General features: G+C 45.8%; 24 protein-coding genes. 11 read left to right on the forward strand and 13 right to left on the reverse strand.

Annotated elements, in window-relative coordinates; translation table 11 throughout:
* Positions 1 to 48: 48 nt before the first annotated feature.
* On the reverse strand, positions 49 to 2,364 hold the full coding sequence (locus tag HFV01_RS04320) for an FkbM family methyltransferase (protein ID WP_193520859.1): 2,316 nt from the start codon (positions 2,362 to 2,364) through the stop codon (positions 49 to 51).
* Positions 2,365 to 2,602: 238 nt separating this feature from the next.
* Positions 2,603 to 3,385 (reverse strand): HAD family hydrolase, encoded by a 783-nt coding sequence (locus HFV01_RS04325; protein WP_193520860.1) that lies wholly within the window; start codon positions 3,383 to 3,385, stop codon positions 2,603 to 2,605.
* A gap of 108 nt (positions 3,386 to 3,493) precedes the next feature.
* Between HFV01_RS04325 and HFV01_RS04330 the strand changes: the two genes are divergently transcribed.
* The 7 genes from HFV01_RS04330 to psbV2 all read left to right on the forward strand — a co-directional run bounded on the left by HFV01_RS04330 (position 3,494) and on the right by psbV2 (position 7,483).
* Entirely contained in the window at positions 3,494 to 3,781 is a 288-nt protein-coding gene (locus HFV01_RS04330) for a hypothetical protein (RefSeq protein ID WP_235677597.1), read from the forward strand.
* 50 nt (positions 3,782 to 3,831) lie between these two features.
* The gene (locus tag HFV01_RS04335; protein WP_006623879.1) at positions 3,832 to 4,647 is read left to right on the forward strand and encodes a prepilin peptidase; all 816 of its coding nucleotides are present in this window, start codon (positions 3,832 to 3,834) and stop codon (positions 4,645 to 4,647) included.
* Between the two features lie 42 nt (positions 4,648 to 4,689).
* Positions 4,690 to 4,917 (forward strand): hypothetical protein, encoded by a 228-nt coding sequence (locus HFV01_RS04340; RefSeq protein WP_006669798.1) that lies wholly within the window; start codon positions 4,690 to 4,692, stop codon positions 4,915 to 4,917.
* A gap of 39 nt (positions 4,918 to 4,956) precedes the next feature.
* A complete protein-coding gene (gene accD / locus HFV01_RS04345; protein ID WP_006623881.1) occupies positions 4,957 to 5,904 on the forward strand; it encodes an acetyl-CoA carboxylase, carboxyltransferase subunit beta in 948 nt (315 codons plus the stop codon).
* A 105-nt stretch (positions 5,905 to 6,009) separates the two neighbouring features.
* Positions 6,010 to 6,159, forward strand: coding sequence for a hypothetical protein (locus HFV01_RS04350; protein ID WP_006669797.1), 150 nt, complete (start codon positions 6,010 to 6,012; stop codon positions 6,157 to 6,159).
* Positions 6,160 to 6,312: 153 nt separating this feature from the next.
* Complete coding sequence (gene psbV / locus HFV01_RS04355; RefSeq protein WP_006623884.1) at positions 6,313 to 6,804, forward strand: photosystem II cytochrome c-550; 492 nt, start codon at positions 6,313 to 6,315, stop codon at positions 6,802 to 6,804.
* Positions 6,805 to 6,994: 190 nt separating this feature from the next.
* Complete coding sequence (psbV2, locus tag HFV01_RS04360; RefSeq protein ID WP_006623885.1) at positions 6,995 to 7,483, forward strand: photosystem II cytochrome PsbV2; 489 nt, start codon at positions 6,995 to 6,997, stop codon at positions 7,481 to 7,483.
* A 58-nt stretch (positions 7,484 to 7,541) separates the two neighbouring features.
* Here psbV2 and HFV01_RS04365 read toward each other — a convergent pair whose 3' ends face one another.
* From HFV01_RS04365 to HFV01_RS04380, 4 genes are all read right to left on the reverse strand, one after another.
* On the reverse strand, positions 7,542 to 9,284 hold the full coding sequence (locus HFV01_RS04365; protein ID WP_006623886.1) for a PAS domain S-box protein: 1,743 nt from the start codon (positions 9,282 to 9,284) through the stop codon (positions 7,542 to 7,544).
* A gap of 137 nt (positions 9,285 to 9,421) precedes the next feature.
* Positions 9,422 to 10,618 carry a S1 family peptidase gene (locus HFV01_RS04370; RefSeq protein WP_006623888.1) on the reverse strand — a complete coding sequence of 399 codons (1,197 nt, stop codon included), beginning with the start codon at positions 10,616 to 10,618 and terminating at the stop codon, positions 9,422 to 9,424.
* A 138-nt stretch (positions 10,619 to 10,756) separates the two neighbouring features.
* Positions 10,757 to 12,292 carry a uroporphyrinogen-III C-methyltransferase gene (gene cobA, locus HFV01_RS04375; RefSeq protein WP_193520861.1) on the reverse strand — a complete coding sequence of 512 codons (1,536 nt, stop codon included), beginning with the start codon at positions 12,290 to 12,292 and terminating at the stop codon, positions 10,757 to 10,759.
* A gap of 90 nt (positions 12,293 to 12,382) precedes the next feature.
* Positions 12,383 to 12,532 (reverse strand): hypothetical protein, encoded by a 150-nt coding sequence (locus tag HFV01_RS04380; RefSeq protein ID WP_193520862.1) that lies wholly within the window; start codon positions 12,530 to 12,532, stop codon positions 12,383 to 12,385.
* On the opposite strand from HFV01_RS04380, the gene HFV01_RS04385 reads away from it, so the two are divergent.
* The gene (locus HFV01_RS04385) at positions 12,520 to 13,296 is read left to right on the forward strand and encodes a hypothetical protein (protein ID WP_006623891.1); all 777 of its coding nucleotides are present in this window, start codon (positions 12,520 to 12,522) and stop codon (positions 13,294 to 13,296) included. The two genes, HFV01_RS04380 and HFV01_RS04385, sit on opposite strands and share 13 nt — an antisense overlap.
* 18 nt (positions 13,297 to 13,314) lie before the next feature.
* Here the strand turns inward: HFV01_RS04385 and HFV01_RS04390 are convergent, their stop codons facing one another.
* Complete coding sequence (locus tag HFV01_RS04390; RefSeq protein WP_035759228.1) at positions 13,315 to 13,617, reverse strand: hypothetical protein; 303 nt, start codon at positions 13,615 to 13,617, stop codon at positions 13,315 to 13,317.
* Between the two features lie 536 nt (positions 13,618 to 14,153).
* Between HFV01_RS04390 and HFV01_RS04395 the strand changes: the two genes are divergently transcribed.
* Positions 14,154 to 14,618, forward strand: coding sequence for a DUF2752 domain-containing protein (locus HFV01_RS04395; RefSeq protein WP_008053561.1), 465 nt, complete (start codon positions 14,154 to 14,156; stop codon positions 14,616 to 14,618).
* Positions 14,619 to 14,748: 130 nt separating this feature from the next.
* Positions 14,749 to 15,015, forward strand: a complete 267-nt coding sequence (locus HFV01_RS04400; protein ID WP_008053560.1) for a TM2 domain-containing protein — start codon at positions 14,749 to 14,751, stop codon at positions 15,013 to 15,015.
* A 283-nt stretch (positions 15,016 to 15,298) separates the two neighbouring features.
* On the opposite strand, the gene HFV01_RS04405 is transcribed toward HFV01_RS04400, so the two are convergent.
* Positions 15,299 to 15,520: a hypothetical protein gene (locus tag HFV01_RS04405; protein ID WP_162198548.1), complete on the reverse strand. Its 222-nt coding sequence runs from the start codon at positions 15,518 to 15,520 to the stop codon at positions 15,299 to 15,301.
* A gap of 141 nt (positions 15,521 to 15,661) precedes the next feature.
* Here HFV01_RS04405 and HFV01_RS04410 point away from each other — a divergent pair, with 141 nt between their 5' ends.
* Positions 15,662 to 16,204 carry a J domain-containing protein gene (locus HFV01_RS04410; RefSeq protein ID WP_008053559.1) on the forward strand — a complete coding sequence of 181 codons (543 nt, stop codon included), beginning with the start codon at positions 15,662 to 15,664 and terminating at the stop codon, positions 16,202 to 16,204.
* On the opposite strand, the gene HFV01_RS04415 is transcribed toward HFV01_RS04410, so the two are convergent.
* From HFV01_RS04415 to gltB, 5 genes are all read right to left on the reverse strand, one after another.
* Positions 16,197 to 16,358 (reverse strand): hypothetical protein, encoded by a 162-nt coding sequence (locus HFV01_RS04415; RefSeq protein ID WP_231296333.1) that lies wholly within the window; start codon positions 16,356 to 16,358, stop codon positions 16,197 to 16,199. The two genes, HFV01_RS04410 and HFV01_RS04415, sit on opposite strands and share 8 nt — an antisense overlap.
* Before the next feature lie 221 nt (positions 16,359 to 16,579).
* On the reverse strand, positions 16,580 to 16,942 hold the full coding sequence (locus HFV01_RS04420; RefSeq protein ID WP_193521355.1) for a hypothetical protein: 363 nt from the start codon (positions 16,940 to 16,942) through the stop codon (positions 16,580 to 16,582).
* 77 nt (positions 16,943 to 17,019) lie between these two features.
* Complete coding sequence (locus tag HFV01_RS04425) at positions 17,020 to 17,529, reverse strand: VHL beta domain-containing protein (RefSeq protein ID WP_193520863.1); 510 nt, start codon at positions 17,527 to 17,529, stop codon at positions 17,020 to 17,022.
* Between the two features lie 11 nt (positions 17,530 to 17,540).
* Entirely contained in the window at positions 17,541 to 17,786 is a 246-nt protein-coding gene (locus tag HFV01_RS04430) for a hypothetical protein (protein WP_193521356.1), read from the reverse strand.
* Between the two features lie 354 nt (positions 17,787 to 18,140).
* Positions 18,141 to 22,844, reverse strand: a complete 4,704-nt coding sequence (gene gltB, locus HFV01_RS04435) for a glutamate synthase large subunit (RefSeq protein ID WP_006623899.1) — start codon at positions 22,842 to 22,844, stop codon at positions 18,141 to 18,143.
* Between the last annotated feature and the right edge of the window lie 29 nt (positions 22,845 to 22,873).

Genomic DNA, 22,873 nt, shown 5'->3' on the forward strand with positions numbered 1-22,873 from the left:
GGTTAGGTAACACACATCCACCCCACCTTTTATATGGTAATTTAGATGTTAGTCTGGCATAGTTTCAGCAATAATTTTAGCAAACATCTTGACAAGAGCAGCATTATATGTATTCCCAGACTGTGCTACAGCAGGTTGATACTGTTGTACTGGCTGTCCTGGTGGCGACATATTTTGATACTGTTGTATATGCTGTATCTGTTGTATCTGTTCCCGCAGTTTTTGAATTTCCGACCTCGACTCTTCCAATTCTTTCTGCTGTTGCTGTAGTTGAGACTGCGACTCTTCCAATTCTTTCTGCTGTTGCTGTAGTTGAGACTGCGAACCCTCTAACTCTTCCTTAATTTTATGTAACTCAAATGTAGCCTGTTCAAGTTCCACCTGTACTTCATCTAATTGGAAGTTAGCCATTTCCAGTTCTTCCCTGGTATCATGTAACTCCGAGCGAGACTTATCGAGTTCCTGTTGAGTTTCCGTCTGTTTATTCTGTGCATTTTTAAGCTGGTCTTGAACTTCCTTAACTTTGGTTTCCAGTTTCTTCCTTTCAGACTGAGAGTTTTCCAACTCCTTCTGCTTCTGCTGAAAATCAGATTGAGACTTTTCGAGGTCTTTCTGAGTCTGCTGTAGTTGAGACTGAGAGTTTTCCAACTCCTTCTGCTTCTGCTGAAAATCAGATTGAGACTTTTCGAGGTCTTTCTGAGTCTGCTGTAGTTGAGACTGAGAGTTTTCCAACTCCTTCTGCTTCTGCTGAAAATCAGATTGAGACTTTTCCAGGTCTTTCTGAGTCTGCTGTAGTTGAGACTGAGAGTTTTCCAACTCCTTCTGCTTCTGCTGAAAATCAGATTGAGACTTTTCCAGGTCTTTCCGAGTCTGCTGTAGTTGAGACTGAGAGTTTTCCAACTCCTTCTGCTTCTGCTGAAAATCAGATTGAGACTTTTCCAGGTCTTTCTGAGTCTGCTGTAGTTGAGACTGAGAGTTTTCCAACTCCTTCTGCTTCTGCTGAAAATCAGATTGAGACTTTTCCAGGTCTTTCTGAGTCTGCTGTAGTTGAGACTGAGAGTTTTCCAACTCCTTCTGCTTCTGCTGAAAATCAGATTGAGACTTCTCCAGGTCTTTCTGAGTCTGCTGTAGTCGCGTATGGTATTGTTCTAATTCTGATAGGATTTGGTCTCGTTGATATTGAGACTGTTGTAACTCAGTCTGAGTTTGTTCTAATTGAGACTGGGAGTTTTCTAAGTCTTTCTGACTCTGTTTGAATTGAGAATAGGATTTCTCTAAATCAGCTAAGATTTGGTCTCTTATCCCCTTGGACTCTTCTAACTCTTCCTGACTTTGTTCGAGTTGTGAGTGCAGATTTTTTAATTCAAGCTGAGTCTGCTGTAGTTGAGACTGAGAGTTTTCCAACTCCTTCTGCTTTTCCTGAAAATCAGATTGAGACTTTTCGAGGTCTTTCCGAGTCTGCTGTAGTTGAGACTGAGAGTTTTCCAACTCCTTCTGCTTTTCCTGAAAATCAGATTGAGACTTTTCGAGGTCTTTCCGAGTCTGCTGTAGTTGAGATTGAGACTTCTCCAGGTCTTTTTGATGTTGTTGTAGTTGATATTTTAAAAGTTCCTGTTCTGATTCTAATTCTTGGAGGCGAGATTGAGTTATTTTAAGTTCGGTTGGTTTGGGTACTGTGGGAGGTTGGAGGCGAAGATTTTGGGCGATTTCGGAAGGAATTACTGAGGTATTGATTAGGTTGTTGTGAATATAAACCACTTCATACCGAGAGGGATGATAGGGAGTCGCTTGCGCTACGGGGGTGAAATAATGTTCATTGAGAAAGGCGTTAAGTTGCTCAAAAGTTGCGCCACCTTCAAAGAGTTTATTTTGGCTGGTTGTGCTGTAAATAGCATCAAGATGTTGCAGAATTTCTGAGGCTCCTGTTAAGGCGAGAAGTTCGGCTCCTTGGATGTCTAAACATAGTATATTATAGTCTTCTGGAAGCAGGTTAAGTTCCGTTAAAATGCTGTCAATTGTGCGGGTTTCAACGGGTATTTGCTGAGTTTCTGTGAGGTTGGGATACAGTTTTTTGTATTCTGTTAGTGACAAAATAGAACTGTTAGACTCGATGTTGGTAACGTGGAGAGTGGCGGTACTATTTTGGTCAGCGATCGCCACATGAACTGTCTGAATATTGGGTCGATCGCCTACAGCCATTTTCAACCTTTCACAGGTGACGGGATTCGCTTCTATTAGCAATATTTTCGCATTAGTAAACTTGGCAAAACGTTTGAGCGATCGCCCTTCTCCTGCTCCTACATATATAATACCACGAGGCGTAACTTTATGATCTTGAAAAATTTGGTGTAAGTTAAGTTTCATAGATACCAAAATATACTAAGTAAGTTGATTTCAAACTTTCCCGATAAGGCGACCAACATCTAGTTACTGTAGGCTGCCATATAGGGTATAATTAGGAAGTAGGTGTTAATCATCATGAGACATATTCCCGGATTTGCCAAATGCTAAATATCTGAGCGATCGCCTTCTTAATAGACTTTTATATAACCATCAATAAGTCAGCCATAACCGGAAAATTTTAGTGATGGTTTCCCGTTGATCAACTCCACGCCTCAAAATCCTGAGAAAATTGAGACAAAGACAATAAACAGATAGGGGGATATTCAGCCACCAAACGTCGCTCTATGGGGGTATTGTAGCCCCAGTCAGCCAAAAACAGTTTAACCTGTTGTAGGTCTGTTTGAGCTTGTACAGACAACAAAGTTTTCATTCTGTCTTCAACGAACCAGATCACCGGACTAGGATCAGAAAGAGTCATGAGATCCCGTAGAGTTTGGTGCTTAGGCTGTTTGTGTCCTTTCCCAAAAATCATACCCGGACCGAGAATAATTCCCTGTTGTCCGAGAAGCGATCGCACAAATCGTTCTTCCTTAGTAGTAATTATGCGTAATTCTATCATGTCCTGCTCAAGAATAACCCGAAGGCGATCGCATACCCCCGGATAAAAGCCATGTAAAGCCAACCACCCTGGTAGGTCTGTGGCGATCCACTCATCGCGAATTTGATCAAGTCGAGGGCCAAGAACTTCCGGTGACAAATGTTCTTGTTCCAGCAGTTGACGTGATATACTATGCCAATCGCTGAGAATCTCAGATTCAGTCCACCCCAAAACCAAAGCCCTGATCAAAAGAGGCATTTCCCAACCCGTTTCAATCACAGGTCTAGTGCAGTAGAATCTAGGGGGTAAATCATCCGGTGGGGTAGACTCAGGAGGCGACCAAACTTCGAGATATGTACGCCAAGCCGTCTGAAAATACTCCAGCAAGCCATCACAGAGAACACCATCAAAGTCCAAGGCGAGAAGATTGGGTCTATCTGACATAGTTTTAGTATGTTGTAGGGCAATTTACCGAAATTCTTGAGTTGTTGTGGTAGCTTTTAGTGTAGCATCTAAACAGGTGTGTTAATTAACCCTTGGGGAATTGTCTTTGTGGTTTATACCTCAAACTCAGAGTTAAAAAACCCGTTAACCCCGCCGAAAAACCCGGACTTACCCCTTAACCAAGAGTCGCGGATACAAGATCCCCAACTACTGAGGATAGCCCGACGGGTGTATCATGCTTATTCAGAAGTACACGCCAAACGAATGCGCCGTCCGTCCGGTGTAGCCATTCATCTCCGCAGCTATCGAAGTTTACTGCTTTTCTCCCCCAAACCTGTTTTGCTTCCGGGAGAATGTTTTATCCCCTTTGACCAGATAGAATTAGAGTTATTTTAGCCCAGGGTAGGAACCGCGTGTGAAACCCCCGTGAAAGGTGAGAGTCCAATATGGAGATTTTAGTTGATCTACCAGCTTACTTGATTATATTTGCCCTAGGCGCTTCCATAGGTAGCTTTTTAAATGTCATTGTGTATCGAGTCCCCGCTGGTCTGTCCGTGTGGTATCCTCCCTCACGATGTCCCCATTGTCATACCCGTTTGGGTTTAAGTGAAAATATCCCAGTTTTCGGGTGGTTGTGGTTGCGGGGGAAATGTCGCCATTGCCATGCACCGATATCTATGCGCTACCCTCTAGTAGAAGGGTTAATGGGTGTATTGTTCTTGCTGGTATATGTAACCATCATGCCAGGGACTATAGTACAACTGTTTGGCTTGTGGGCGCTATTAGCTTGGTTGGTGGCGTTATCTCTAATTGATATAGATACCTTAACCCTTCCTAACCCTCTCACCCAGTCAGGTTTAGTGGTGGGGTTGTGCTTTCAAGGGTTACTGGGATTAAAAACGGCTGGGGTGATAGACCAGTTAATGGTGGGTGTTTTGGGGGCGGTGCTAGGATTATGGTTATTTGAAGCGATCGCCTTTTTGGGGTCCATGGCTTTTGGACAGACCGCTATGGGGGCGGGAGATGCTAAATTAGCGGCTCTTATGGGGGCTTGGTTGGGGTGGAAGATGCTATTGGTCGCAAGTTTCATCGCCTGTGGTTTAGGAGCCTTTATCGGCGCAGGAGCCATGGCTGTGGGCATATTAGACCGCCGCCAACCCATGCCATTTGGTCCTTTTTTAGCGATCGCCGCTGGTATAACTGCCCTGTGGGGTGAGATAATAGTATCTATGTATATGGAGTTATTTTTCCCAGTTATCTGAGGTAAAGTGCATCGGGCTTTGTGCCTATCCTAGAGATATATAATGATCGTGTCTTGGATTACACTAAAAACCACTGCTATGCGCTGGGAAGCCGAGTTAATGCAACAAGTCCTCGCCTCCCATGATATCCCAGCACGGGTAATTAGCCTAGGAGTTGGGTCATATATGGGGGTGGGGGGTCCGGCTAAATTGCAAGTACCATCGGAACATTTGTGGACAGCACTACTGCTGCTTAGTCCGGTGGACGAGGAGCCAGAGGAAGCTCAATAAATCATTTCCTCAATCAAACATCAGAACGTATTTTAATTAATGTCTCTATTTGACTGGTTTGCAAATCGACAAAAATCAGTTCCCATTAGTCCCGATCGCCAAGAGCGAGAAATTGCCGATGGTTTGTGGGTAAAATGTGAAAAATGCGGTGCATTAACCTACACCAAAGACTTACAGGCGAATCTTATGGTGTGTCTGCAATGTGACCATCACATGAGGGTTTACAGTGACGATCGCATTAAACAACTGATTGATGAAAATACCTGGCAGCCCATTGCTGCTAATCTGTGTTCAGTAGATCCGCTGAATTTCCGCGATCGCAAACCCTACAGCGATCGTCTGCGAGAATACCGGGAGAAAACAGGTCAAATTGATGCTGTACAAACGGGGACGGGTTTATTAAATGGGGAATCGATCGCCCTTGGGGTGATGGATTTTCGATTTATGGGGGGTAGTATGGGGTCGGTGGTGGGAGAAAAACTCACCCGGATGATTGAATATGGGACTGAGCATCAATACCCGGTAGTGATTATCTGTGCTTCCGGAGGGGCTAGAATGCAGGAAGGAATGTTAAGCCTCATGCAAATGGCGAAAATCTCGGCGGCTTTGGAACGACATCGAGAGAATAAACTTTTGTATATCCCTGTACTAACCAATCCTACTACTGGAGGGGTGACGGCTAGTTTTGCCATGCTCGGTGATCTAATTCTAGCTGAACCCCAGGCAACTATTGGTTTTGCGGGTCGTCGGGTAATTGAGCAAACCTTGCGAGAAAAACTACCTGATGATTTTCAAACTTCTGAATATCTGATGGCTCATGGGTTTATTGATGCGATCGTCCCTCGCACTCAGCTCAAAAAAACCCTCACCCAATTGATTAAACTGCACCGACCACCACAGCCTACCGGAAGACCCTTTGTAAAATTGTCCGACTCTAACTCCCGCAGCCATGTCCATCATTCTGAGGAAACCCAACAGCATCGATAATCTCTAAATCAGTGATTGGATAGTACCCACTACTGCATATAATTGGTGGGTGATGCCGGTTTTGACTAATTGTCATCGGTTTTTGCGGATTGGTCTAGGGCTGAAATGGCCTGCGACTACCATTTGGCGATCGCACAGGTGCTTAAACTTGGCGATCGCCTAGTAATTGCCTACCAACATCCCCAAACCCGTATAGTTGAGGATGTCAAAGCAATTCTCTCCGCCATTGAGGCCACAAGTGATTCAGAATCGTAGATCCAACGATTGACAAAGATCATTTAACACAGGACTATTGAGATAAGACTTCTGAGACAGAATCGCTAAAAACCAGGATCACAACTGCTCAATATTGCCGATTGAGTTGTGGCTGTGGTGCGTTCTATAATCATCTAAAAGTTAAGGAGAACCATGCTAAAAAGGTACATTTGGTTGGCTGTTGCCACTGTATTCTTCACCTTTCAAATGTGGGTGGGTAATGCAAACGCTTTGGAATTGACTGAAGAATTGAGAACCCTTCCCATCAATGCTCAAGGCGATACTGCTGTCTTGAGTCTCAAAGAAATCAAAAAAGGCCAACAGGTATTTAACGCCGCCTGCGCTCAGTGTCATGCGCTGGGTGTGACTAAAACCAACCCTGATGTTAACTTGAGTCCTGAAGCCCTGGCTTTGGCTACTCCCCCCCGCGATAACATTGCGGCTCTGGTTGATTATGTCAAAAATCCCACCACCTATGATGGCTTCATCGAGATATACGAACTGCATCCTAGCCTGAAAAGTGCAGACATTTTTCCCAAGATGAGAAACCTATCAGAAGATGATCTCTATAATGTAGCCGCTTACATTCTCTTACAACCCAAGGTTCGCGGTGAACAGTGGGGTGGTGGTAAATACCTCCGTTAATCTTTCCGCCTGAAAGATTCACCTAACTAAGTTTCTGACTTTAGGTTTTGGTTTTTGGTGGCTACTAAGAAGGGTTACTAACTACTCTGAAATTGTAACCACTAAAGTCCGCGAATTATCTAGGATAATCAGCGGAGCTAAAATCTAAAGTCTCCGATTTGACTGCTGATATTAAATACCTCAAATTTCCATGTTTCGTAACAGTTTTTTGCGCTCTCTACTGCTCTTATTTATCACCAATATAGTAGGATGGCTGATTTTTAGTTTCCCGGTTCAAGCTCAAAATGTTGACCCCTATGTGTTAAGATATCTGACTGATCAACCTGTGGAAATACAGAGCGATCGCCAAGGTGGAACCCAGACCTTTTCGGTGGAGGATCTATCAGCGGGAAAAGTCTTGTTTACGGATAGTTGTTTGAACTGTCACGCTGGTGGTGTAACTATTCCCTATCCGACGGTTTCCCTGTCTCTGGAAGACCTGAAGGGAGCCACCCCTCCGAGGGATACCATCAAAGATTTAGTCGCTTATATGAGGCATCCCGTCAGCTATGATGGTAGTGATACTAACTACTGGTGTCGGGAAATTCCCGAAAATTGGCTTGACGATGCAGAAATTGATAACCTAGCCGCTTTTATCTTACAATCAGCCATAAAAGCACCCGGTTGGGCTAAAAAATGACGGGATTATAGCACATTAATAAACCCGAGTCAAGGGGTGAGTTAATTAGTTTTGCCAGCTAAATATCACCCTTACAGCGGGTTAAATAAATCTGAGCGACCTTATCTTGGGGGTTCCGTTCTAAACAGGATTCAAAAAGTGCGATCGCCTCAGAAATCTCGCCTAAATAATAGTGTAATAATCCTCGCTCAAACATAGTTTTTGTGGCTTGTTTTCCGGCGCGCAAGTCGGGGGGGTCAGCATCAAAGACCTCAAACACAGAAACCATTTCTAATTTACCCTTAACCTGAACATGATCAATAAGGCGGATACCATATTCATTAATATGGTTAAGTCGGACAAAGGTATAGTGAGAGATTAACAGAGACACCCCATAATTTTTAGTTAATCCTTCCAAACGGGAAGCCAGATTAACCGCATCACCAATTACAGTACCATCCATGCGAGATTTTCCCCCCACAGTTCCCAACATCAATTTTCCGGTATTAATACCAATACCAATTTCAATAGGAGGACGATAGGTAGGTTTGGTGGGGTCGGTACGCCGTCGAGTTTTGTTGTATTCTGCGAGTAAGTCAAGCATTCTAATTCCGGCTCGCAGAGCATCATCGGCGCTCTGGCTAAAGAGGGCCATAATTTCATCACCAATGTACTTATCAACAAAGCCTCGATATTCAGCGATCGCCGGTTCTACATGGGATAAATAAGCATTAATAAACTTAAAATTATCCTCTGGGGTCATTTGTTCCGAGAGGCTAGTAAAATCGCGAATATCAGCAAATAAAACCGACATTTCCCGTTGAACATTATCCCCCAGTTGAACATCAACAATACTATCTTTACCGAGATATTGTAGAAATTGGTGAGGAACAAAGCGGAAAAAGGACTGGTTGAGTTCAAATAATTCCGAGGTAAAACGTTCTAATTCTGCTTCAGCGCGTTTGCGTTCCGTGATATCTTCAACAAACCCTTGATAATAGAGAATATCACCATTTTCATCATTAACAATTCTGGCACTTTCAGAAATCCAAATAATCTCACCATCACGATTATAAACCTGAGATTCAAACTTAGAGATTTCGTGGCGCTGATGCAAAGTTTCTAATAATTCATCCCAACGATTTGGTTGAACATATAACTGTTTTTGGACATCAGTTATAGAGGACATGAGTTCCTTGGGGGACTCATAGCCATAAATCTTAGCCAAAGTGGGATTAGCATTAATAAACTTTCCATCAGGGGAAATTTGAAAAATCCCTTCCAGAGCATTTTCAAAGATACTGCGATATTTGCGTTCAGTCTTACCCAAAGACTCAATCAAATTGGCTTGGTCTTGGGTGAGTAATTCTAAGGCGCGGTTCATTTCCTGAAGCTGAAAATTTTGGTCAGTGAGTTGTTTTTGTTGCTGGAAACTGTTAATCGCTTCAGTAATGGTTAAAGTCAAATCTTCATTTTCCCAAGGCTTAGAAATATAGCGATAAAGTTTAGCATATTGAATAGCATTAAATACCCCATCAATATCAGCATGACCTGTCAGCATAATATTCATAGTATTGGGGGATAAATGATGAATGGCTTTTAACACCTCATCTCCCCGCAAACCCGGCATCATATAATCAGAAATGACTACCGCCAATTCTTCCCCAGCTTCAATCAATTCTTGGGCTAATTTAATGCCTTCACTGCCACTCCCAGCACATTCAAACCGATATTTGCCACCCAATGTTCTCCGAAGCAGTCGCCTCAGAGTGTCCAAAATCATAGGTTCATCATCGACACAGAGAATAACTGGTTTGGTCATTAGTCAATAAGGAAACGGGGGAAAATTAAAAAGTGTGCTGATGATTAGGAGCGACCATCTCTGTTTTCCTTGTTTGAAGTCAGGATAGCTGCTTTTTGTACACCCCAAACACACTTTACACCCTAATGCCTCAACTGTTATTGTGCCATTTCCTCAAGTTCGCGGATACGCTGTAAGGCATCCTGATGAGAATCTGAACGTCCCAGTTGTTGATAAAGTTCTGCGGCTTGGCGAAAGTCAGCTAAGGCTTCCTCAAATTCTTGACGACGGATATGACTGAGGGCACGATTATAATAGGCATCAGCAAAACCGGGATTAAGCTCGATCGCCCTAGTATAATCAAGAACGGGATTGGGGCCACGGGTTGGTTCATTCAGCACCAATAGTGTCCGCGCTAATCCCAAATTAAAATAGGTTTCTGGGGAATTAGGATTCAATTCTAAGGCTCGGTTAAAATCAGCGATCGCCTCCCACGCATAACCGCGATCCAACCAACTCAATCCGCGAAAGTAGTAGGTTTCCGCATTTTGGGGAGTATCCAACGACACAGGAGAGGCTTCTAGCGTGTCCGAATCGATTTGTAAATCATTAGGACTTAACTGAGCTTGTGATAGCTGTTCCAGAAACAAATTAATGGGAACGGCAGCATTAAACCCTGTTTTAATGGGGGTAACATCTCCAGAACGAGTTTGAGCAAATCCAAACTCACCTTGACCGTGTAAACCCACCACACGGCCTTGAGAATCAAATACTGGACCCCCACTCATACCACTCCAAGTAACAGCCTGATACCGCAAATTATAGCCTTCTGGGCGATTTTTGGGGCGACTGGTGACCAATCCAGGGGAGAGTTCTGGTTCCCGTGCCGCGCCGGTTAACCCCCCAGTAGCGGGATAAGCATAGACATAAATCTGAACCCCAATCACTACCTGTTCGGAATCGGCTAAAGTGGCGATCGGGTATTCTTGGGTACTTTCAAATCTTACTACTGCTAAATCGGGTTCATCCTTAGTAGTCTGTAGCCTAGTAACACTGGTGACCGGGTGACTTTGACCATCATGGGTGCGGATACTGTAGGCGACATCAGTTGCTTGTACTACATGATTAACGGTCAGGACTGTATAGATATTATCTTGTCTAGCAATAATGACCCCAGAACCGTCTCCGAGGGCGCTATTAATTTGAACTGTAATGGGTGCGGCGATTTCTGCGACTTGCTGGGCGCTTTTAGCAGCTAGGGCGACTTGACAAGTTATGACCAGGGCGGCAGTTGTTGCCATTCCGGTTAAAATGGTTGTCAGGGAATCAAAGCGAGAAAGACCCAAGTTGAACATGGTTATATCCCTAAAATTTAATTAGTTAGTCTATGGTAATCTGACGTAAACTCCATCAAGTTTGTTCGGGGTAGTTACGGGAAACAAAGGGTTAAATTATAGTGTGACCGGGTTCCGCTACAGCCTCGGACTTCCTGGCTAGGTTTTATCTATGATAGCCTGAGTGAGTCCTTCTAGGGTATATTCTTGGGCTTCAATATCGACCTTTCCTAGGAGAGTTTGGCAGGTCTGGGAGGTCTGGGGACCTATAGAGGCGATCGCTACTCCGGTGAGTAAATCTCGCCAGGAATCACCCGCAAAGCCTTCTAGGAGTTTACAGAAATTTTTGACAGTCTTGGAACTGGTAAAGGTGGCAATATCAATTGTACCATTTTCTAAAGCTAATTGAATATTAGGGTCGATGGTATCTGGACAAGCAGACTCATAGGCGGGAACTTCTACTACTTCCGCCCCTGCTTGGGTTAATTCTTTCACTAATATCTCCCGCCCTCCGGTTTCCACTCTGGGGAATAATAGACGTTTTCCGCTGACTGATTCGGGGAAGTTTTCCACTAGGGAATCAGCGATAAAATCCGGGGGGATAAAATCAGGATTTAGTCCCCATTGTCGCAATACCATGGCGGTTTTTTTGCCGACGACAGCAATTTTTGTATTGGCTAAAATGCGGGTATCTTTCCCACTAGCCATGAGTCTTTCACAAAAGAATGAGACAGCGTTAGCAGAAGTGAGTAATAGCCAGTCAAAAGGCTTTGATGTATCATAAAATGCGATCGCTTTATCCAGGGGTTCCCAAGTAGAAGGAGGCGTGATAATTAGGGTAGGCATTTCTAGGACTTCAGCCCCTTTTTGTTCCAGCAAACTGCGAAACTCGTTGGATTGTTCCGAGGAACGGGTGACTAAAATGGTGTGATTAAGTAATGGACTCAGCATAATTCTTGAGTGGTTTTGGCGAGGCTGTAGATAGGTTTGCAGTTGCACCACATTCCCCACAACTATGACACTGGGAGATAAAGATTCTCGTGATGTTTTATCTACAATATCATTTAACGTGCCAACGATTACCTTTTGATTAAAGCGACCCCCATTTTTAATAATAGCTATGGGAGTTTCAGGCGATCGCCCATGTTGTCTAAGTTGGTGTACAATCACAGGTAAATTTCGCGCCGCCATGAGAATAACTAAAGTTTCCAGTTCCGATAAACTCGCCCAATTTAGGGCTTCCGGTTCATGGGCTGTCATGACTGCAAAACACCGACTCATGACTGTATCGGTGACAGGAATACCAGCCAGTAGGGGGGCGGCCAATGCTGAGGAAATACCTGGAACCACCTCAAATTCACACTTAGCAGCAATTAAGGCTTGAATTTCCGTACTAGCGCGACCAAAGATAAATGGATCGCCGCCCTTGAGTCGCACCACCAGTTTTCCCTGTTGACAATATTTGACTAATAAACGATTAATTTCGCTTTGGGGGGTAGTGACTTGGCTACCCCGCTTTCCCACATATACTTTCAGACAATGGGGCGAAATTAGGGGTATAATTGACTGGTCAACTAGGGCATCATAAACTAGGACTTCAGCCTGCTTCACTAACTGATAGGCTTTGACAGTCAAATAAGCTACATTTCCTAATCCCGCCCCTACTAAATACACTTTTCCCGTGAATTTGGTCATGGTTTCTCTATACTGCACACCTAGTCACATATACTGCCCAAAATCTCTGATTTTCTGATTCTCTGATTCAATAGTACCATTAGCCGGTTTTCAGACTGTCACAGCGATCGCCATATAGGTTAACACCTTCTGCATAATAATGATTACCACCCCTGAGAGATTATACTCTACCTGGTCTTGGGGAATGTCCCGCAGTATGAAAATTTTGGACTTGAGGGCTTTTAAGTATGAAGTTACCATTTAATTTCGGTTTTTTTACCGCTGGATTTGTTTTGCTTTTATTGCTGACTTTTTCCATACTTCAGTGGCTAAATATTCCCAGTGGTAGTTTTGTGGATTGGATTATCGGTGGCATTACCTTTTGGTGGCTATTGTTAATAGTAACTGTTCCTTGGAATATACACTTTGATGCTAAGGAAGTTCTCGCCGAGGCGGCGGAGTCCGACAAAAAAGGGATTCGGATTGAACCCAGTCAGCGTTCTTATGTGCATAAATTAGTCAGTCGTTCTTTAGGGGTGGCGATCGCCTTACATATAGCTAGTGCGATCGTGCTTTTATCGTTATCATGGGCGGGAATTAGTGTAGTGGGATATATCGGCTCTGTAGCCGCGTTATTACTAACCATTTTACGTCCCTCTCTCCGAGGTTATCAATACTTAGTAACCCGTTTATCAATGGTACGTCGGGAGTTTTCTTATCCCCGCGAGGATGTAGTAGAATTGAGAAATAGAGTAGAAGTTGTGGAGGCTTTATTAGAGGTTACCAAGAAAAGTCTCGACCCGAATAAATCCAATTCTTGGGCATCCCAACAAAACCAAAAACTAGCTTTTTGTCAAAGTGAAATCACCCGTTTAGCCGCCGATATGCAAACTCTCAAAGCCACCAACCAATCCGAACATGAGCGCCTTTCGCGTACAGCCGAAAAGGCGATCGCGCAAATTACAGAAGATGGCAAAATTCTCAATAACGTGAGAGAAATTATCCGATTTTTCAAAGAAGCCTAATCATCCCTTGAAAATCTTTCACTCACTCATACCCACCTCATTAATTATTGATTGCGTTTGGTTATTGTTTATGGAGCTTCTCGCTTCTGTGTCCGTGTCTTGGTATTGGGGGACTTCTCCCGCTTCTGTTTCTGGTTTGGCTCCTTCTCCTGGGTCTGTTGTTTTATGGGCTTCCGGGGCTGGTGCGTCCTTCGTGGGCGTGCGTCCTTCTGCCCGGTCCTTCTCTCGCTGGGTTGGTGTGGTCTGGTTCTCCTCTCGTCGCGCCGCTGTGTCCTTCGGGCGTGCCGTGTCTTCCGAGGCGTTTGGCGGCGGGGTTATCACTGTTCGTCCCTCTGGGGGCTGGTGGGTTGTCTCAGTCCCCGTGTTTGTGGGCTCTGTTCGGGGTGGTCGGTTTGGTCGGAGCTTACCTCTGTCGGTGTGGGCGCTGTAGGGTGCGCCAACAACTATCGGGAAAACCAACTAACTAGGGGTTGCGACCCACGCGGAAAATTCTGTTGGGTGTCCCAACCCAAAAACACCATCTCTCACCTTCTGTTGGGTTTCACCCAACCTACAAAGCTGCTGTTGGGTTTCACCTAACCTACAAAGCCTGCTGTTGGGTTTCACCTAACCTACAAAGCCTGCTGTTGGGTGAAACCCAAGCGACAAAGCCTACAAAGCCTGCTTTTGGGTGAAACCCAAGCGACAAAGTTTAGTCGTAGCGATGATTGGTTGATGTAATTATTCTCATCTTTTGCCACCTTCACATCTGTACAATCGCCAACCTCATCAAAAGACTAGCACTATGATATACTTTGATCAGTATGTCAGGACATTCTCTGATCGGCAGTTTTGGGTTTGCTCAGGTCTGAAGTATAATGCGATTCCAGTTATCTTCCCAAAAATTATCTACTCAAGCCTTACAATGGCGCTATTTTAGCTTGTCTTGTGTCTCTTCTCCCCTTGTCGGTGCTTATTTATTAGGACATACTTCTGCTAGTTTTGGGTGGAAATGCCTGATTTTATCAGCGACGGGTATTCCTTGTCCTAGCTGTGGGATGACTCGTGCTTTTGTAGAAATTGCTAGGGGAAACCTCAGAGAATCTCTCTCCTATCATGGATTGGGAATCGGCATTTTTGTGGGTTTTTTATTGCTCACTATTCATTTATGTATTGAAATTTTAACCCGTCGTTATTTGTCTAGTTCCTTGCATGATTGGTTATTCAAGCATAAGATCGGGTTGCTAGGATGGTTTATGATCGTCTTATTCGGTTATCATGGGATTCGCTTGGCTGTTTTCTTCACAACCGGGGAACTCACCCTAAACCAGGCTTTCATCTAACCTGGGTAATGTCACAAATAATTGCTTAATGTAAACAAAAATTAAACAAATATAAATTAATTCTATAATTTTCCTGAGATGATCCCAATTGGGGCTAGTCTAAAAGAAAATGAGTTAGGGGTTAACATAGATGTCAGAACCTACATTACAGGAAGCCAATAGTAAGAAAGTTGCTGCTGGAGTTTTGGGAATTCTTTTGGGTGGATTGGGGATTCACAAGTTCGTTTTAGGGTATAATACAGAGGGGTTAATTATGCTGTTGTCAACCCTGTTTACTTGTGGAGTAGCAGCAGTAGTTGTAGGGGTAATTGGTTTGATAGAAGGAATTATTTATTTGACTAAAAGTGATGAAGAGTTTTTGCAGACTTATATGCTCAATAAAAAAGGATGGTTTTAACGTCTATAGACTGGTAAAATTCAAAAATCAGTATAATCTGAATATTACTGATTTTTTCTGATTATATTTCCGGCACTTTATCAAAAATGTTGATTAAGAGAAAGGCGATTTTATTAACTGGATTGACAGGAATCAGCCTCCTGTACTTTATAGCTTTTTCCAGTTTTTCGTTTCCGGTATGGATACGCGGTAATCTTGCCTTAATTCCCTTACAGGTGTTGGCTATTTTATACGTTATATACTGGAATAATCGACACTAAAATTGGGGACGGGTAAAATAAAGTTAGCGTCGATTCCCGTTTATAGGATTGGTGAAAGTCCTATGAAGGATACCTACAAAGTAACATAAGGGATGATGGCTAAAGGTTTGGGAAAAGAGGCGATACTGGCTGCTTCCGAGGGCGATCGCCTTTTCCGCAGTAGTATTAAATCTTTCCCCCCTACCCGCCTCTTTCCCGTAGTCGTAGGGTGCGACCCACGCGGGAGGTTCCGTTGCAGGTCTCAACCCAAAAACACCATCTCTCACCTGCTGTTGGGTTTCACCTAACCTACAAAGCCTTCTGTTGGGTGAAACCCAACCTACAAAGCCTGCTTATCAGTGAGGAATGGCATGGGAAGTAAATTCGCGAGAGACTTATCAGGAAATATGAATAACCAAGATCTTCATAAACACTTAGCGGTTCTTGAGCTGGAGCCAGGCGCTTCCTTAGAAGAAATTAAAGCCTCTTATAAGGAACTTGTTCAGATTTGGCATCCAGATCGGTTTGATAGCAATTCCAATTTACAGCAACGTGCTCATCTACAGTTACAGCGGATTAATGAGTCATATGAAATTCTCAAAGATTATTGCGAACACAATGAGTATCGAACTCCTGAAGATAGTTCACAGAATGCTAGACAGAAAACTGAGAGTCAAAGATCAACATCCAATATCTTGAAGCGAGTTATAAACATTTTGAACGAAGTGCCAGGAATGACTCCAGCACACCATCGAGATTTCAATCGTGCCATACCAAGATTTAAACTTGGTGATGGTTCAGTGGTGAAAACCTGGAAAAATCCTGTAGGTGTCGATCATGTATTCATTGCAGACAAAAGTGGCAATATGATTTTTGGTGGTTTTGTCGGTTGGATTCATTCAAATGCTCTTCAGGAAGCCATTGACGAAATTCATAAAGACTTCACTTAATGCGATCCTGGCTTCGCCCAGGCTGCGCGATCGCCCAACGACTCCCCAGGGCGATCGCCTTTTCCGCAGTAGTATTAAATCTTTCCCCCCTACCCGCCTCTTTCCCGTAGTCGTAGGGTGCGACCCACGCGGGAGGTTCCGTTGCAGGTCTCAACCCAAAAACACCATCTCTCACCTGCTGTTGGGTTTCACCTAACCTACAAAGCCTTCTGTTGGGTGAAACCCAACCTACAAAGCCTTCTGTTGGGTTTCACCCAACCTACAAAGCTACCCGCCTCTTTCCCGTAGTCGTAGGGTGCGACCCACGCGGGAGGTTCCGTTGCAGGTCTCAACCCAAAAACACCATCTCTCACCTGCTGTTGGGTTTCACCTAACCTACAAAGCCTTCTGTTGGGTTTCACCTAACCTACAAAGCCTTCTGTTGGGTTTCACCCAACCTACAAAGCTACCCGCCTCTTTCCCGTAGTCGTAGGGTGCGACCCACGCGGGAGGTTCCGTTGCAGGTCTCAACCCAAAAACACCATCTCTCACCTGCTGTTGGGTTTCACCTAACCTACAAAGCCTTCTGTTGGGTTTCACCCAACCTACAAAGCCTTCTACAAAGCTACCCGCCTCTTTCCCGTAGTCGTAGGGTGCGACCCACGCGGGAGGTTCCGTTGCAGGTCTCAACCCAAAAACACCATCTCTCACCTGCTGTTGGGTTTCACCTAACCTACAAAGCCTTCTGTTGGGTTTCACCCAACCTACAAAGCCTTCTGTTGGGTTTCACCCAACCTACTTCATCCGCTTATTTTCCACTCACCCCAACCGCTTTGCTAGTTGATGAAGCGGGTTGGTAAAAAAGTCTTGAGCAGCCTCCTAATCAAGCGTTCGCCTCTCCCCGGTAATCTTCTGGATTGAGGAAATTGCCATCTGAAATAAACCGTATCCCTAACGGCTGGCCGCAGGGCTGTGACGATAGTAATGCATTCTTCCTTTTCATCAGCCGTAACAATATACCATGGATGGGTCAAAAATGTATGTTGCATCCTACCCTTTCCTGGTTCGAGGCTGTCCTGATAAACAACCCGGTCACCGGAATAGTTTATCCAATAAATACGCAGATTTTTACCGGTTTCATTTTGAAAATAAATGGTGGTAGCATCACCTTTGAAAGACTGCATAGTTGAAATATCGGCGCAACTGTTTTGCACAAAGTGTTCAGCATTGAATACGGCAACGATTTGCTTTTGGGTAGCTTCATGATTCTCCTCACTATTTGTTTGGAAAGAAACCAAAACAATGGAAAAGGCAAAAAACAATGGAATGGTTCTGATTCTTTTCATGACTTTATTTTTTAGAAATTATGATAATTATATCGCCCAGTAAACACCGAAAATACCAGCCAGACATACAGTAATCGATCGCCTTTTCCCAACAGTTTTCTGTGTTTGGGGAATGAAGCGATCGCCCAACGACTCCCCAGGGCGATCGCCTTTTCCGCAGTAGTATTAAATCTTTCCCCCCTACCCGCCTCTTTCCCGTAGTCGTAGGGTGCGACCCACGCGGGAGGTTCCGTTGCAGGTCTCACCAAAAACACCATCTCTCACCTGCTGTTGGGTTTCACCTAACCTACAAAGCCTTCTGTTGGGTTTCACCTAACCTACAAAGCCTTCTGTTGGGTTTCACCCAACCTACAAAGCTACCCGCCTATTTCCCGTAGTCGTAGGGTGCGACCCACGCGGGAGGTTCCGTTGCAGGTCTCAACCCAAAAACACCATCTCTCACCTTCTGTTGGGTGAAACCCAAGCGACAAAAGCTGCTGTTGGGTGAAACCCAAGCGACAAAGCTGGTAGGGGCGGGTGCTAGATCAGCTACCGGAAAAACCCGTCAACTACCGGAACCCGCCCCCAGACGATCGCTTTTTAAGGCACAGCCGAACCGTGTCGCACCTGCCCTACACCGCAACCTTTTGATTACTAGCTGCCGAGGAAACCTCCGGCGTATTTTCCTCAGAAGGGGGAACCACTTGCCAGAATTTAGGTAGGAACTCAGACCAATTAGCCAAAATCGAAGCTGCCACCTTGCTACCAGTGCGATCGCTATGGTCTTGAATCAATCCCCGCAACTGAGCCTCACCTTGACTGGTCGCTACCCGTTGAATGCGGACAATTTCCCCATTCACACAATCCGGGAAAGATCCATCCAGGTCAAGGAAATAAGCAATACCGCCAGTCATTCCAGCCCCGACGTTACGGCCGACCTTACCGAGGACCACAACCACACCACCAGTCATATACTCGCAGCAATGGTCGCCTGCGCCTTCAATAACTGCTTGTCCCATAGAATTACGAACAGCGAAACGCTCACCCGCTTGTCCCCGTGCGAACAGAGTGCCTCCGGTGGCTCCATATAGACAAGTATTGCCAATAATCACATTTTCCCCAGAGTCCAGAGTCGAGTCATCACTGGGCTTAACAATCAACTCGCCGCCGTGCATACCCTTACCCACATAATCATTAGCCTCGCCATTGAGGGTTAAAATCATGCCGGGTAGGTTAAACGCGCCAAAACTCTGACCTGCTGACCCGTTAAAGGTGAGGGCAATTTCCCCAGAGAAACCACTATTGCCGTACATAGAGGCAATTTTCCCAGCAATGCGAGCGCCCACAGTGCGATCGGTATTGACAATATCCAAAGTTTTGGCAACCTTGTACTGATGGGAAATGGCATCAGAGATTTCTTGATCAGCCAAAATGCTGTCGTCTAACACCGGACCATTGCTGTGTACAGGTTCATGATTCAACCAATCATTACCCGGAGCGACCGGAGGCTGCATCAACACCCCTAAATCCAATCCTTTGGTTTTCGCCAGAGGTAAATCGCGCATTTTTAGGAGGTCCGATCGCCCCATCAAATCAGTCAGGGAACGGTAACCCAGCATAGCCAACAACTCCCGCACCTCTGATGCGACAAAATGGAAGAAATTAACCACATGGTCAGGAGTTCCTGGGAAGCGTTTACGCAACTCCTCCCGCTGAGTAGTGACCCCCACCGGACAACCATTGGTGTGACAAATCCGAGCCATGATACAGCCTTCGGAAATCATGGCGATCGTACCAAAGCCAAACTCTTCGGCTCCCATGAGAGCGCCCATGACCACATCCCAGCCGGACTTGAGACCACCATCAACCCGTAGGCGAACACGATCGCGCAATTGGTTTTCCATCAGTACCCGATGCACCTCCGTTAAACCCAACTCCCAGGGTGTTCCGGCGTGTTTAATGGAAGACAAAGGCGAGGCTCCCGTGCCGCCATCATGACCCGAAATCTGGATATAGTCCGCATTAGCCTTAGCTACCCCAGCCGCAATAGTACCAATACCAATTTCCGCTACCAGTTTCACCGACACCTGAGCATTAGGATTAATCTGATGCAAGTCAAAAATCAACTGTGCCAAATCCTCGATGGAGTAGATATCATGATGAGGCGGCGGAGAGATAAGCGTGACACCAGGTTTAGACCGTCGCAACATGGCGATATAGGGGCTAACTTTCTTGCCGGGCAGTTGTCCCCCCTCACCGGGTTTCGCCCCTTGAGCGACTTTAATCTCGATGGACTGGGCATTCATCAGATACTCTGGTGTTACCCCAAAGCGACCAGAAGCAACCTGTTTAATGGCAGAGGAGCAACTATCCCCATTTTTTAAGCCTCGTAGATATGGGCGACTGGGAGAAATGCCATCATCCCCGACATCAGATAAAGGCTTAAACCGGGCGGGGTCTTCGCCACCTTCCCCAGAATTTGACTTTCCGCCTAGACGGTTCATGGCGATCGCCAAAGTTTCGTGAGCCTCTGGCGACAGCGCCCCCAAAGACATTCCCCCAGTACAGAAGCGCTTGACAATATCCGTAATGGGTTCTACCTCATCAATAGAGATGGGAGAGCGATCGCTTTGGAAATCCAGTAAATCTCGCAGCGCCGCCACTGGGCTGTCTTTCAGGTAAGCCTGGTAAGTCGTGTAATGGTCTGCACCCTCACCGCGTACCGCCTGATGCAGTAACTTCGCCAATTCCGGGCTATTGCCGTGATATTCTCCCCGTTTAAAATAATTCACAAAGCCGTAGTTTTCCAGCTTTTTGCCTTGCATTTCCGGGAAAGCCTTAGCGTGAAACTGGCTGACCTCCATAGCCAACTCCGCCACAGTCAACCCTCCAATCCGAGAAGTCGTCCCCTTGAAGCCCAAATTCAACAGGTCTTCCCCGATACCGATCGCCTCAAAAATTTGGGCTCCTTGGTAAGAAGACAGTAGAGAAATCCCCATTTTCGAGAGAATTTTTAACAGTCCCCCTTCCACCGCCGCGCGATAGTTTTCCTGAGCCTGAACCATGCTCAAAGGTGGCATTTTCCCTTTTTCCATCGCCATCTGAGTTTTGGGTTCCGACCACCACTGTCGCACCGTCGCCAAAGCCAAATAGGGGCAGACAGCAGACGCACCATAGCCGATTAAACAGGCAAAATGATGGGTACTCCAGCATTGGGCAGTGTTCACCACCAACGAGCATTTCAAGCGGTCTCCCGACTCAATCAGATGGTGATGGACAGCCCCCACAGCCAACAGAGGAGGGATATAGGTATTTTCCCCATTCAAAGGCGATTGGCTCTCCGAGTTGCGATCGCTGAGAATCAAGATTTTCGCCCCCTGAGCCACTGCGGCGATCGCTTTTTCGCACAGAGCCTCCACCGCCAACCGCAACCCGTCCGGTCCCGTTGCCACCGGATACAGAGTAGACAGAGTGACCGCCTTTAAACCAGAGTCCGCCAGTTTTTGCAGTTCCGCCTCATTGAGGACTGGGGATGATATTTTTAGCATCCGCGCATCTTCCGGTTTAGGGTCTAGGAGGTTTCCGCGTTCTCCCAAGCGCATTTGTAGGGACATGACAATGCGCTCCCGTAGGGGGTCAATAGCCGGGTTAGTCACCTGAGCAAAGCGCTGTTTAAAATAGTCATATAGCAGGTGAGGTTGTTCCGAAATCACCGCCAGGGGGATATCATCTCCCATACAGAAAGTCGGTTCTTTCCCCAAACTCGCCATATCCGCAATCACCATTTCCACATCTTCCGAACCGTAACCAAAGGCTTTTTGGATAGCCAGGTCAGGAAGAAGAGGATTTTCTGTCCCCACAAAAGGTTGAGGCTCCAAATCGTAGCGGTATTTTCGCAGCCATTCCCCATAGTTGCATTTCGCCGCCACTTTCCGTTTAATATCCCAGTTTTTGAGGATTTCCGACTCCTCCAAGTTCACCGCGATAGTTTGTCCTGGTCCCAGGCGACCTTTTTCCAGAATTTCCGACTCCTCAACTTGTACTACTCCCGCTTCCGAGCCGACAATAATCAAACCCCCTTTGGTGATGCAGTAGCGAGCGGGTCTGAGTCCATTGCGGTCTAAGCAGGCTCCCACCTGTTTACCATCGCTAAATACTAGCAAAGCCGGACCATCCCAGGGTTCTTGTACTCCGCTGTGGAATTCGTAGAAGTCCGTAATTTCTGGATAGTCTTTCAGCAGCGGCTGATTTTGGTAGGCTTCTGGAACCATAATCATCAACGACTCGGAAGGTTCCCGTCCCGTCCGCACCAGGAGTTCCATCACGTTGTCGAGGTTAGCCGAATCGCTGTTATTGGCATCCACAAAGGGTTTCAGGTCCCAAAGGCGATCGCCCCAAACCGGATGAGAGAGGATACCTTCCCGCGCACGCATCCAGTTAATGTTACCCAGAAGCGTGTTAATTTCCCCGTTATGCCCCAGTAACCGCATCGGTTGAGCGAGAGGCCAGCGTGGCATAGTATTAGTGCTGAAGCGCCTATGATACACCGCAAATTGACTTTCATAGTCGGGATTTTGTAAATCACGGTAAAACTCACCCAACACCGCCGATCGCACCATACCCTTGTAAACAATAGTCCGACAGGACCAGGAGCAAATGTAGATATCCTGTCCCCAGACTAAGCCCTCTTTTTCTAGGGCTACCCCACACTGGCGGCGTGCTAGATATAATTGACGTTCTAGGTCATCTCCCACCAGACCTTTTTTTGAGCTAACAATAAGCTGTTCAATGCAGGGTTGGTTAGCTGCCGCCATTGGTCCGAGGACTTCCGGGCGCACCGGAACCACTCGCCAACCTATCAGGTTCAGGTTTTCCGACTCCAGAACTTTGGCGATCGTATCGCGGGCTAACTGTTGTTTACCTTCGCCGTCCGAAACCTGATGATTGGGGTCCGAATTTTCTGAAGAACCCGCCTGGGGTAGAAATACCATTCCTACTCCATAGTCACCCTCTGGACTGACCCCATATCCTTCCGCTTGCAGTATTTTCCAGGGAATAGTAGTCATCACTCCGGCTCCGTCCCCAGAGTCGTAATCGGCACTACATCCTCCCCTGTGTTCCAGACAGCCTAGGGCTTTTAAGGCTTTCTCAATTATGCTATGGTTGGCTTTTCCGTTTAGGTCTGCAATGAACCCAACGCCACAAGCATCTCTTTCTTCCACCAGCCACCGAGGACCCGCGTAGGGTGTACCCAGGCTATTTCCCTGGTTAGATAACCGGCGAACTTTCAGGGTAGGGGGTTGATGGGGGTTGAAATTGGTTTCTTTTCTATCCATGTCTCGATCAATGGGTTTTGCTAGGGAAA

It is taken from the genome of Limnospira fusiformis SAG 85.79 (assembly GCF_012516315.1).
Classification (GTDB): domain Bacteria; phylum Cyanobacteriota; class Cyanobacteriia; order Cyanobacteriales; family Microcoleaceae; genus Limnospira; species Limnospira fusiformis.

Coding starts and splice junctions, on each gene's coding strand:
- HFV01_RS04320 (WP_193520859.1), bottom strand. CDS start 2,364: ATGAAACTTAACTTACACCAAATTTTTCAAGATCATAAAGTTACGCCT.
- HFV01_RS04325 (WP_193520860.1), bottom strand. CDS start 3,385: ATGTCAGATAGACCCAATCTTCTCGCCTTGGACTTTGATGGTGTTCTC.
- HFV01_RS04335 (WP_006623879.1), top strand. CDS start 3,832: ATGGAGATTTTAGTTGATCTACCAGCTTACTTGATTATATTTGCCCTA.
- HFV01_RS04340 (WP_006669798.1), top strand. CDS start 4,690: ATGATCGTGTCTTGGATTACACTAAAAACCACTGCTATGCGCTGGGAA.
- accD (WP_006623881.1), top strand. CDS start 4,957: ATGTCTCTATTTGACTGGTTTGCAAATCGACAAAAATCAGTTCCCATT.
- HFV01_RS04350 (WP_006669797.1), top strand. CDS start 6,010: ATGGCCTGCGACTACCATTTGGCGATCGCACAGGTGCTTAAACTTGGC.
- psbV (WP_006623884.1), top strand. CDS start 6,313: ATGCTAAAAAGGTACATTTGGTTGGCTGTTGCCACTGTATTCTTCACC.
- psbV2 (WP_006623885.1), top strand. CDS start 6,995: ATGTTTCGTAACAGTTTTTTGCGCTCTCTACTGCTCTTATTTATCACC.
- HFV01_RS04365 (WP_006623886.1), bottom strand. CDS start 9,284: ATGACCAAACCAGTTATTCTCTGTGTCGATGATGAACCTATGATTTTG.
- HFV01_RS04370 (WP_006623888.1), bottom strand. CDS start 10,618: ATGTTCAACTTGGGTCTTTCTCGCTTTGATTCCCTGACAACCATTTTA.
- cobA (WP_193520861.1), bottom strand. CDS start 12,292: ATGACCAAATTCACGGGAAAAGTGTATTTAGTAGGGGCGGGATTAGGA.
- HFV01_RS04385 (WP_006623891.1), top strand. CDS start 12,520: ATGAAGTTACCATTTAATTTCGGTTTTTTTACCGCTGGATTTGTTTTG.
- HFV01_RS04380 (WP_193520862.1), bottom strand. CDS start 12,532: ATGGTAACTTCATACTTAAAAGCCCTCAAGTCCAAAATTTTCATACTG.
- HFV01_RS04395 (WP_008053561.1), top strand. CDS start 14,154: ATGCGATTCCAGTTATCTTCCCAAAAATTATCTACTCAAGCCTTACAA.
- HFV01_RS04400 (WP_008053560.1), top strand. CDS start 14,749: ATGTCAGAACCTACATTACAGGAAGCCAATAGTAAGAAAGTTGCTGCT.
- HFV01_RS04410 (WP_008053559.1), top strand. CDS start 15,662: ATGAATAACCAAGATCTTCATAAACACTTAGCGGTTCTTGAGCTGGAG.
- HFV01_RS04425 (WP_193520863.1), bottom strand. CDS start 17,529: ATGAAAAGAATCAGAACCATTCCATTGTTTTTTGCCTTTTCCATTGTT.
- HFV01_RS04430 (WP_193521356.1), bottom strand. CDS start 17,786: ATGGTGTTTTTGGTGAGACCTGCAACGGAACCTCCCGCGTGGGTCGCA.
- gltB (WP_006623899.1), bottom strand. CDS start 22,844: ATGGATAGAAAAGAAACCAATTTCAACCCCCATCAACCCCCTACCCTG.